This is a genomic window from Hoeflea sp. (genome assembly GCF_984452065.1).
The window spans coordinates 14,613-24,545 of record NZ_CFHWAF010000031.1 but is presented as its reverse complement, the minus strand read 5'-3'; the positions used below and the strand labels follow the sequence as shown (position 1 = coordinate 24,545).

Here is a 9,933-nt window from a genome sequence, read left to right as displayed (position 1 = left end):
CCGAATCTGGTCCCAACTGCCGCCTTCGATGAGGATCGGCCCGGGCGAGACCACGTTGAAGCGGATGCCGCGTTTGGCATGGGCCTGCGACATCTGCTTGGCGTAGGTGATGAGCGATGCCTTGATCGCATTATAGGGCATCGGCGCAATGAAGGTTTCCACCGCCGCGGTCGTCGAAATGAAGACAACGCTGGCATTGCCCGCCTCCTTTAGCACCGGGAAAAGAGCGTCGGTGCCGCGCACGCATCCCATGAGGTCGATCTCAAAAGCCTTGTACCAGGACTTTTCGCCCTCCATGCCGCCGCCGGCCGATACGCCGGGCACGAAAATATCGCAGCCGCCAAGTTCTTCGGCAGCCTCGGTCAACCATTTCTGGTAGCCTTCGACCTCTTTTACATTTGCCGTGCCGCCGATGATTTTGGTGCCGTGGGATTTCAGTGTGTCTGCCGTCGCCTCCACATCGTCCTGGCTGCGTGCGCAGAAGGCGATGTCGCAGCCCTCCGCCGCCAATATCTCCACAAGCGCGCGGCAGATGCCCTTTGTGGCGCCGGTCACAATGGCTTTCTTGCCTTTAAGGCCCAGGTCCATGGTCTTCTCCCAATTTCTTCGGCTGGTTCATCGTTCAGTATCGATCTCGAAGTTAAATTGTATACAGGACAATCAATATTCTGTCCATTGATGAGAGGGAAAGCGCGTGCCAGTCCGAGATTGAAATGAAAAACCCTTATTTTGCTGAAGTTCTGAAAACCTTTCCGGATTATCTCTTGTATGAAAAAATTGGTTTTTTACACACAACATCACTTCAATCTTCCGAAAGCGGCAAAATGAGTGCCCGTGATTTCTTCAGACCCGACGACGTTCGTATGCATAAACCTTGCTCAGTGTATATGAGCGCGCTACCCGGTATCGGCGCCATCATCATGGGTCGCATCCAGGTCGGCTTCCCCATCCGGCAGAACCAGGCGACCCTCGCTGTCGAGATAGCCGAAAATTCCGGTCGGCAGGAACCGGGCGGCCTCGAAGGCTTTCGAACCGCTGGCATAGCCCGTCATGAGGCCTTTTCCCCTCAGCCAGACTTCGCCGGTCTCGTAGAGCAACCTGTCCATCCCGGTCCGGGGATCGACGATCATCACTTCCGTGCCACCCAGAGGGCGGCCGAGTGTTGTGCTGACGGTGCGCGGGGGATCCCTCGGGTCCGAACAGATCGGCAGACCGCAGCCCTCCGGCAGCGCAAGACCGTTGACCAGCGTCAGTTCCGGATGCCGCTTGTGTAAATCCGCGAAGGTTTCGGGGGATGCCTGAAGGTGAAGAACGCGGGTGTGTGCATCAACTTGAGCGTCCGACCCATCGCGTATCCACAGGACGGTGGCGCCTTCCGGGTCAAGCGATATGGGGGTTCCGGCGTAGATCGCCGCGACCAGGGCAAGCCACGTTCCCGAATCGTCAAGGGGACCGGAAAGATAGACGCGGTCATCGCGGCTGAATTCATAACGCTTCGCCAGCGCCATCGCCATGGCGATCAGCCGGTCCTGGGGCATCCGGACGAAGTCCGTTTCCTGCCGGTCGCGCCGAACCGGGAACAGCAGTTCGCCCGGCGACGGATTTCCGACAGGTGCTTGCGCCGGGAAAACCACGGTGCCGTCAGCAAGGCCGGCCAGGGCGCGTGGCACCGCCACCAGCGGATCCCGCGCCCCAATGGTCGTGAGCGCGGTCGTATCGCCGCTATGCATGCTCTCCTTGTGTAGTGCCGCAAAATCGAGCGAACCCAATGCCGGTGCGTGCGGGCAAGCCTTTGCCCAATGGTCGACCAGGCCCGGCAGCGTATCTGTCCGAGCGGGTAATTTGTGCGCCTGCGCTGCCCTTTCACCCATCGTGCTCTTTCCAGTGACCAATAATTGTGTTTATATAGCCTAAGTAAAGTATACAATGGAGGAAGGCAATGCCGCTGGCATTCATTACGGGAGGCGGAGGCGGGCTCGGCTCCGAAACGGCCCTGCGGGCGCACGAACTAGGCTGGGACGTTGCCATCTTCGACCTGTCGCGGGACCGGGCCGCGCACGTCCTCGAAAAATTGCCGGATGCTTACTTCTTTGAAGGGGACGTGACGGACGAAGCCAGCGCCGTGGCGGCGCTTGATGCGCTTGACCGTGTGCCCGACCTTCTGGTCAACAATGCCGGGATTGTGAAGTTCCAATCGCTTCTGGAAACATCGACCGAGGATTTCGCACGCATGATTTCGATCAACCTGACCGGTGCCTTCACGATGGCGCGGCTTGTCGCGGAACATATGATCAAGCGCGGTTCGGGGTCGATCATCAACATAACCTCAACCGGCGGGATCGCGACGTCACCGGGAACAAACGCCTACGCGTCGGCCAAGCGGGGATTGGCTGCGATGACGGAAATCATGGCCCTGGAATGGGGTCCCCACGGTTTGCGGATCAACTCCGTTGCTCCCGGCATGATCCATGGCGGCATGTCTTCGGGAATTTACGATGATCCGTCGGTGGCGGAACGCCGGAGCAAGGGCGTGCCGCTGAGGCGTCTGGGAACGGAGCGCGATATTGCCCACGCGGTGATGTGGCTGGCGTCCGACGACGCTTCCTATGTCAACGGTCACGAGCTGGTTGTGGACGGCGGCATGACCAAGGGCGCAATGGCAATGATTCCACGTTAGTAAGCGCCTAACCCCAGCCGGTAATCCCCGAATGGGCTCTAAACCTGGAAATGCTCCGGCACGCCGGCAGGCCATACCGTGCCCCACATGCGCATACCGCCATCGATTGTCAGGATTTCGCCCGTGATGAAGTTTCCGGACGGGGCCGAAAGATAGACGACGCCTTCGGCCACGTCCCAGCCACTGCCCATCCTGCGCATCGGATTGACATTGCCGAACCGTTTGGTCGCTTCCGGCGGATACTGCGACAGCCCTTCCGTGGCGATGGCGCCCGGTGCCACGCAGTTCACCCGGATGCCGAGCGGGGCCCATTCCGTCGCAACGGTGCGGGTGAGGTAGATGACGCCGGCCCGTGCGGCGCAGGTATGCGCGGCCTGCGGCATTCCGCGCTCGACATGGGCGACGTTCGAAACGATATGGCCGCCTTCGCCACGATCGCGCCAGCGCTGGGCGGCGCCCTGCATCATCCACCAGGTTCCGTTGAGATTGAGATCGATAACCGCGGCCCAGCCCTTGCGCGTAAAGTCGATCGCGTCCTGCGGAAACTGACCGCCCGCATTGTTGACCAGCGTGTCGAGCCCGCCGAATTCCTCGAATGTGGCGTCAAGCAGCACGTCAACCTGATCGGTGTCGCGGATCGACATCGCCTGATAGGAGATGTCGGCGTCCAAAAGCTCCTTGACCTCGCTTTTGGTTCGCGCCAGTTTTTCCTCGGTCCGTCCGCAAATCATCACTTTCGCACCGAGCCGGGCCAGCAGGAAAACCATCGCCTTTCCCATTCCCTGCGAACCTCCGGTCACGAGAAACCGCTGCCCGGACAGAAGGTCAGGCGAAAACACCGTGGGGAGCGTGGCCATTTCCTGCGGTGTCAAACCCCATTTCGCGGGATGCTTGTCACTCATGACCGGTTGTCCTTATTGAAATCGGCGTCGCGGTGTTCCGCATAGGCCGCAATGCCCTCGCGGCTGTCCTCGGACCGCATGAGCCGGTCGGCATCGGCATGCCCCCGCGCAATCGCGTCGGGAAGGGGCTCGTTCATCGCGTGATTGAACAGTTCCTTTCCGAAGCAGACGGCATTCCAGGAGTTCTCAAGCATGGCGTCGGCAAGTGCCAGGGTTTCGTCAAGCACACGCTCACCCGGAACCACCCGGTTCACGATGCCGAGGGCTTCCATGCGCCGGGCGGGCAATAATGCACCAACGGTCACCATCTCCATTGCAATCTGACGGGGCAGTTGCTGGGCGAGACGCTGAACACCGCCGCTGAAAGCGACCATGCCGCGCTTGACTTCGGGAAGGCCGAAAACGGCATGCTCGGCCGCGACCAGCATGTCGCAGGCCAGCGCGATTTCAAAACCACCGGCCACCGCCGCTCCGTTGACCGCGCCAAGGACCGGTTTCGCAACCACCCGTTCGGTCAGGCCACAGAACCCCGCGCCCGGCACCAGCCCGCCGCCGGCACCGCGTCTCGCGGCCTCTTTCAGATCCATGCCCGCGCAGAAGGCGCGCCCGCCCGTTCCCGTCAGAACGATGGCGCCGACCTCGGTCGCCGCCTCGGCCTCGCGCACGAAACGGTCAACAAGATAGGAGCCTTCCGCGTCCACGGCATTTGAAACGCCGGGTCTGTTCAATGTGATGATCTGGACCGCACCGCGGCGCTCGGTCAGGACGGGCCTATCCGTGTTCTTCGACATCATGGAGCAATCAGGTTTCGGCCATCTCGGCGGCGGCTTGAGGCGCTTGCGCCATTTCGGGGGCGCTCACCCAGCCGCCAAGCCGTTCACGCACGCGCAGCCGGTCCGGAATGTCTTTTGCCCCGATGCGGCGATCGAGTTCCTCATGCCAATGGTAAATGCGCCGTTCCTGATAGTTCAAAGGAAATCCGCGAAGCCCCTTGCTCTCCACGGACTTTTGGATCTTGTCGGCGAATTGCAGGTCCTCGTCGAGAATGGCGAGAAAGTTCTCAAGCCGCGTGTCCCACATCTCCGGGCGCGGCCCGTCGCCCCAGGAGGGAGCAAACCAATGCACCTCGACGGTCATCGTGTCGATGGTGTCCGGCCAGAAGCACAGAACCGGAATGCCTGCATTCGCGACCGGCGAGACAAGGTTCGGATAGGCCAGAACCGAATAGTTCGTTTCCTTGAACCACGGATCCATTCCTTCGACTTCGGGGAGCCCCTTCACGCCGGGATCGGTCCAGCCTTCGCGCTTATAGGGTGTGACCATACGGCTGTGGCCGTCCGGCCAGAGCGTGATGGCGCTGCCCCGGTGATCGAGAAAGCGGTCGACGGTGTTCTGGTGAATGGACTTCAGGTGATAGACTTCAAGAAAGGCATCGAGCAGCACTTTCACGTTGCAGTCGACCTTGATCGCGGTCTTGTCGACCAGCATCAAGGTGTCCGGCCGGAATTCGTCGAAGTTGGCGGCGATCGGTCCGAGATAGTCGCGCAACGGCTCGGCATCGTCGTCGAGGTTGACGAAATGGAGATTGCCGATGTTTTCGCAGCGCACCTCGATGAGCGACCGGCAGGTCAGGTCAAGATCCACGAAGTCACGCCGGTCCCTCAGGTTGATGAGTTCGCCGCGCGTATTGTAGGTCCAGCCGTGATATTTGCACGACACGCCACGGGATTTGCCGGAGGCCTCGGTTACAACGGGCGCTCCCCGGTGGCGGCAGGTGTTGTAAAAGCAACGGACGGTTTGATCTTCGCCGCGGATGAAGAAGAGCGGCTCGCCGAGCCGGGTCCATTGCACGTAGGATCCGACATCCGGCACCTCGTCGCAATGAATCGCATAGACCCAGGACCTGTGCCACATCCGTTCGATTTCAAGCCGATTGAACTCCGGGTCCACATAGCGATCGCCGGGAATATCGGGTAATGTGGGAAAGCCTTCGGGCGGTCCGCTCCGTTTGGATTCATATGCCTGTTGATCAAGAATCTCCTGAATCTCTTCTGAATTCATTGCAACCTCCTTCTCCCGGTGAACATCGAGAGGCATATTTTCTCCCATGTGCGTTGTATTTTATATAGCCTTCTCGTATATGAAAAGTGCAAGTTTCGTATTTTTTAAGGCCGCCCCATGGCAACAGGTTTTAGCGACATCGTTCAACTGGGTTACGTCGTCAAAGACATGGACGCCGCTATCGAGCATTGGGTGCGCGTTCTCGGGGTCGGCCCCTTCTTCGTTTCGAAGCATGTGCCGTTTGCCGAGGTCCATTACCGGGGCGAGCCGTGCGATGCGCAAATCTGCGCGGCGCTCGCCAGCCATCGCGGCATCCAGATCGAGATTATTCAGCAAACAGGGGGCGGAGTATCCGCATATTCCGACTTTATCTCGGAAAAAGGCGGCGGGCTGCATCATGTCTGCGCTTTGAGCGACGACCTTGCGGCCGATCTCGCAGGCTGGCAGGAACGCGATGTGTCCGTGCTGATGAGCGGGTCCACGGCTGCCGGGATTCCGTTTGCCTATCTGGACACGGATCCCGGCAATCAGGGCCGGGTTCTCGAACTGGTCCAGCCCTCACCGGGACTGCTGCAGTTCTTCAAGAAAATCGAAACGGCAGCCGAAAACTGGGACGGCACAACGGCCCGGATCGTGTTGGATTGAATTTTCTCGTCAAATTGTATACTGATAATAAATTATAATAATGCAATTATCGGGAAACGGAGAGGGCCCGCATGCCGAAAATCCATGTAGTCGACCGTAACGGAACGGAAACGGTGATCGAAGGCGAAGCCGGCATGTCACTGATGCTGAACCTGCGCAATGTCGGCGGACTCGATATCGCCGCGATCTGCGGCGGAATGTGCTCCTGCGCGACGTGCCATGTCTATGTGGACCCGGCCTGGATGGAAAAGCTGGAAGAACAGTCTGCGGACGAGTTCGAACTGGTGGAATTTTCGGAACACTACAAGGAGAATTCGCGCCTGTCCTGCCAAATCGAGATGACGGATGGGCTGGACGGAATCCGGGTCACGCTGGCTCCGGAAGACTAGGCGTACCGAACCGTGGAATGGTCCCGGCCTGTTTACTGCGCCGGTTCATCCTCCAGCATCTCCTGTAGCCTGAACTTCTGAATTTTCGAGGCCGACATCGGCCATTCCTCGATAAAGCGCACGTCGCGCGGAACCTTGAAACTCGCGACCTTGCCCTTGCAGAAGCCGATGATGTCGTCCCTGGTCGTGATCTTTCCCGGCTTCAGTTCGACAAAGGCAACCGGCACTTCCTGCAATCTTGGGTCGAGTTGACCGACCACCTGGCAAAGCTTCACGGCTTCGTGCCCGCCGATGAGGGATTCGATTTCCTGCGCCGCGACATTTTCGCCGCCGACCTTGAGCATGTCCTTCAGGCGCCCGTGGAACATCATTGTTCCCTCCGCGTCCAGCGAACCGAGATCCCCGGTGTGGAACCATCCGTCCCGCTTCGCCTCGCGGGTCTTTTCGGCGTCCTTGTAGTATGCGCTAAAGACGGAAAAGCCGCGCACGCAGATCTCGCCGACCTCGTCCCGCGCGCATATCGACCCGTCGGGGTGGCGGATTTCAACCTCGAGACCGTCAAACGGTTTGCCGAGCCTGCGGGTCCGCGATTCGTAGCTGTCGCCGGGAAAACTCGTGGACACCGCGCCGGAGGTTTCGGTCATTCCATAGGTTCCGACCTGGATAAGACCCGGGATCTTGTCCTGGATCGACTTGGCGAAGCCGGCGGGCTGCATGGCCATGTTCGAATTCATGATCCGGATGGAACTGAGGTCGCGCCGTGCGAAATCCTCATGGTAGATCATGTCGGCGATGAATGTGCTGAAGGTCGGGTAGGCGATGGTGGCCCGGTGGCGCTCGATCATCTCCATGGCGGCACCTGCCTCGAAATGCTGCATCGACAGATAGGTTGCGCCCACGGAGTATGCGGCGCACAGCGGAAACATCGCTCCGATGTGGTACATGGGCAGGGGGGACCAGAAGACGTCCTTTTCGGTCATCTCGTAGCGCCGCGCCATGGCCTGTCCGGTTCTGACAATGGCCTCGTGGGGGATGAGGCATCCTTTCGGGTTCGAGGTGGTTCCGGATGTGTAGAGAATGAGCGCCGTGTCTGAAACGCGCACCCGGGCCCTCAAATGCGAAATCTCGTCTTCCCGGGTCGCGTCCGCGGCTTCGGCGAAAGCATTTGCCGAGGTAAAGCCAGGCGCACGGTCCTCATTCATCAGGACAATCCGCTTCAGGCTGGGCGCGCCCTCCATATCGAGGTCAGCGTCCATGGGTTGATGCGCGAGCTTCGGAAAACTCTCGTTCAAGCGCTCGATGAAGTTGACACCGTCCGCCACCTTGCCGCTTGTGACAATGGCGACGAGGTCGGCATTATCGGCGATATATGTGAGTTCCCGCGATCTGAACCGGGCGTTGATGGGGACCGAGACCGCGCCAAGCAGCGCGATGCCGAAAAAGGCTTCGGCCGTTTCGATGGAAGAGGGCAGAAGTATGCCCACATGATCGCCGGGTCTTACGCCCATCGCCCTCAGCCCGCGCGCCATCCTCGTGGCGCCTGCCTGCAGCTCTGCGAAACTGCGATGACGGTCCGGAAAAACCAGCGCCTGTTTCTCGCCGTGCGCCCGCGCGGCGTGCATCAGCAGGTCGCCCACCGTCGTGACCGCCGTATAGTTCTGAAATTCCAGCATCGCTGTCCTCCATCAGAGGCTCGGGCCCCTGCAGCGTTTCATATGAATATGAAAAACGCGACATATGTATACAATAGAAAATTTGTATATTGCAGCGGAAATTGAACAATTTTACCGAGATTCAAGCGTGCGAATTCTGTTGTGCGTCATCAGGCATGAATATTTTGCATATTTAGAAAACGAAATTATAATACAAATGCAACCGGGTTGCGCGCCGTGGTGGTCTCTGGCGGCGCGGTTTGCGATGGAGGAGAGAGCCCGATATGTCCCCCGGACCGTACCGAAGTGCCCGGCGTAAAACTCCCGTCTGTGCCCGGAGTGCACCGATTGACGGCAGCATCGGCCCGAGAAAGTGCGAAGTCCGTAAGGTTTTCCCGGGATATCCGACGTGACGCATCCGCTGGCCCTGCACCAACTTTGCCTTATGGATGTCGCACCTGTCGACCTGCCGGGTATCGCGCGGGAAGCGGGTCTTTCATGTGTGTCGGTGTTCGTCACACCGCCGTCGACGGATCTCGACATTTTTCCCCTGGTCAAAGCCGGGCGGGAACTCAAGTCTTTCGTCGCTGCCTGCCGCACACACGATGTGCGTGTTCACAACCTCGATTGTTTCTCCATCGGTCCCGAGACCGATTTCGCCGATCTCGAACCGGCGCTCGACATTGGAGCGGAAATCGGTGCCCGGCGCCTGACGGCGCTTGTGCAGGACCCGGACGCCGGGCGCGCCGCGGCGCGAATGGCGCAGTTCGCGCAGCTCGCACAGGCACGCGGCATTGCCGTGTCGATCGAGTTCATGACGTTCTCGAAGGTACGGTCCATCAAGGCGGGCGCTGAATTGGTAAGCAGAAGCGGCCACAACAATCTCAGCCTGCTCGTTGATGTGCTCCACCTTATTCGCACGGGCGGCAATATCGCGGATCTCAAGGCGACGGATGCGAGGCTGATCGGCGCGGCGCAGATATGCGACGGTCCGCTTGACGTACCCGAGGCCGGTTTCGGGGAAGCTCTGCATAATCGCGGCATTCCTGGCGAGGGAGAGTTTCCGTTGCCGGCCTTTTTGGCGGCGCTCCCGGCTGATTGTCCGGTCGACATCGAGGCGCCGCTCAAACGCCTGGCCGACAGGGGCGTATCACCGCTCGAGCGGGCGCAGCGTCTCATTCGCGCCACCAACGTGTTGCTCGCCGAAGGCTTTGACGGCGGATAGGCATGGCGCCATTCAGGCCGCGACCATCTCCTCGACCGCTTCGCGTACAATCTTTCCCGAAACCGAGCGCGGCAGGTTCTCAAGCGCGACGAAGACGACCTTCTTCGGGCATTTATATCCGGCCAGCTCGGCCCGGCACATCTCCATCACCTGATCCTCCGTCAGCGCATCCGAATTCCGTGCGACGACAGCAACGGGAACCTCGCCCCAGCGCGAGTCGGGTTTTTTGACGACGATGGCGTCCGCCACGCGCGCATCGGCCAGGAGGATGCGTTCTATCTCGGCCGGGTAGATGTTTTCGCCTCCCGACTTGATGAGGTATTTCGACCGTCCGGTGAATTCGTAACCGTGCGGGGTTACGCGAAACATGTCGCCCATGTGG

11 protein-coding genes are annotated in these 9,933 nt (G+C 59.9%); 4 read left to right on the top strand and 7 right to left on the bottom strand.

Annotation, left to right across the window (positions count from 1 at the left end):
• Positions 1-588 (bottom strand): SDR family NAD(P)-dependent oxidoreductase (locus tag AC5E6N_RS08270; RefSeq protein WP_491747377.1); only part of this gene is annotated, 588 nt, incomplete at its 3' end.
• 308 nt (positions 589-896) lie between these two features.
• Positions 897-1,871, bottom strand: a complete 975-nt coding sequence (locus AC5E6N_RS08265) for an AMP-binding protein (RefSeq protein ID WP_491747376.1) — start codon at positions 1,869-1,871, stop codon at positions 897-899.
• 68 nt (positions 1,872-1,939) lie between these two features.
• Here AC5E6N_RS08265 and AC5E6N_RS08260 point away from each other — a divergent pair, with 68 nt between their 5' ends.
• Positions 1,940-2,677: an SDR family NAD(P)-dependent oxidoreductase gene (locus tag AC5E6N_RS08260; RefSeq protein ID WP_491747375.1), complete on the top strand. Its 738-nt coding sequence runs from the start codon at positions 1,940-1,942 to the stop codon at positions 2,675-2,677.
• A 38-nt stretch (positions 2,678-2,715) separates the two neighbouring features.
• Here the strand turns inward: AC5E6N_RS08260 and AC5E6N_RS08255 are convergent, their stop codons facing one another.
• Genes AC5E6N_RS08255 through AC5E6N_RS08245 form a run of 3 tightly spaced genes read right to left on the bottom strand, consistent with a single transcriptional unit; the run spans position 2,716 to position 5,640 of the window.
• A complete protein-coding gene (locus AC5E6N_RS08255; RefSeq protein WP_491747374.1) occupies positions 2,716-3,579 on the bottom strand; it encodes an SDR family oxidoreductase in 864 nt (287 codons plus the stop codon).
• Positions 3,576-4,373, bottom strand: coding sequence for an enoyl-CoA hydratase-related protein (locus AC5E6N_RS08250; RefSeq protein WP_491747373.1), 798 nt, complete (start codon positions 4,371-4,373; stop codon positions 3,576-3,578). The genes AC5E6N_RS08255 and AC5E6N_RS08250 overlap by 4 nt, the downstream gene beginning before the upstream one ends.
• Positions 4,374-4,380: 7 nt before the next feature.
• The gene (locus tag AC5E6N_RS08245; protein ID WP_491747372.1) at positions 4,381-5,640 is read right to left on the bottom strand and encodes an aromatic ring-hydroxylating oxygenase subunit alpha; all 1,260 of its coding nucleotides are present in this window, start codon (positions 5,638-5,640) and stop codon (positions 4,381-4,383) included.
• A 117-nt stretch (positions 5,641-5,757) separates the two neighbouring features.
• On the opposite strand from AC5E6N_RS08245, the gene AC5E6N_RS08240 reads away from it, so the two are divergent.
• Together AC5E6N_RS08240 and AC5E6N_RS08235 are read left to right on the top strand one after the other, a co-directional pair.
• Positions 5,758-6,285: a VOC family protein gene (locus AC5E6N_RS08240; RefSeq protein ID WP_491747371.1), complete on the top strand. Its 528-nt coding sequence runs from the start codon at positions 5,758-5,760 to the stop codon at positions 6,283-6,285.
• A 71-nt stretch (positions 6,286-6,356) separates the two neighbouring features.
• Entirely contained in the window at positions 6,357-6,674 is a 318-nt protein-coding gene (locus tag AC5E6N_RS08235; protein WP_491747370.1) for a 2Fe-2S iron-sulfur cluster-binding protein, read from the top strand.
• Between the two features lie 32 nt (positions 6,675-6,706).
• Here the strand turns inward: AC5E6N_RS08235 and AC5E6N_RS08230 are convergent, their stop codons facing one another.
• On the bottom strand, positions 6,707-8,347 hold the full coding sequence (locus AC5E6N_RS08230; RefSeq protein ID WP_491747369.1) for a class I adenylate-forming enzyme family protein: 1,641 nt from the start codon (positions 8,345-8,347) through the stop codon (positions 6,707-6,709).
• A 388-nt stretch (positions 8,348-8,735) separates the two neighbouring features.
• Between AC5E6N_RS08230 and AC5E6N_RS08225 the strand changes: the two genes are divergently transcribed.
• Entirely contained in the window at positions 8,736-9,551 is an 816-nt protein-coding gene (locus AC5E6N_RS08225) for a sugar phosphate isomerase/epimerase family protein (protein WP_491747368.1), read from the top strand.
• 12 nt (positions 9,552-9,563) lie between these two features.
• Here the strand turns inward: AC5E6N_RS08225 and AC5E6N_RS08220 are convergent.
• The coding region (locus AC5E6N_RS08220; RefSeq protein WP_491747367.1) for an AMP-binding enzyme at positions 9,564-9,933 on the bottom strand (370 nt) is incomplete at its 5' end.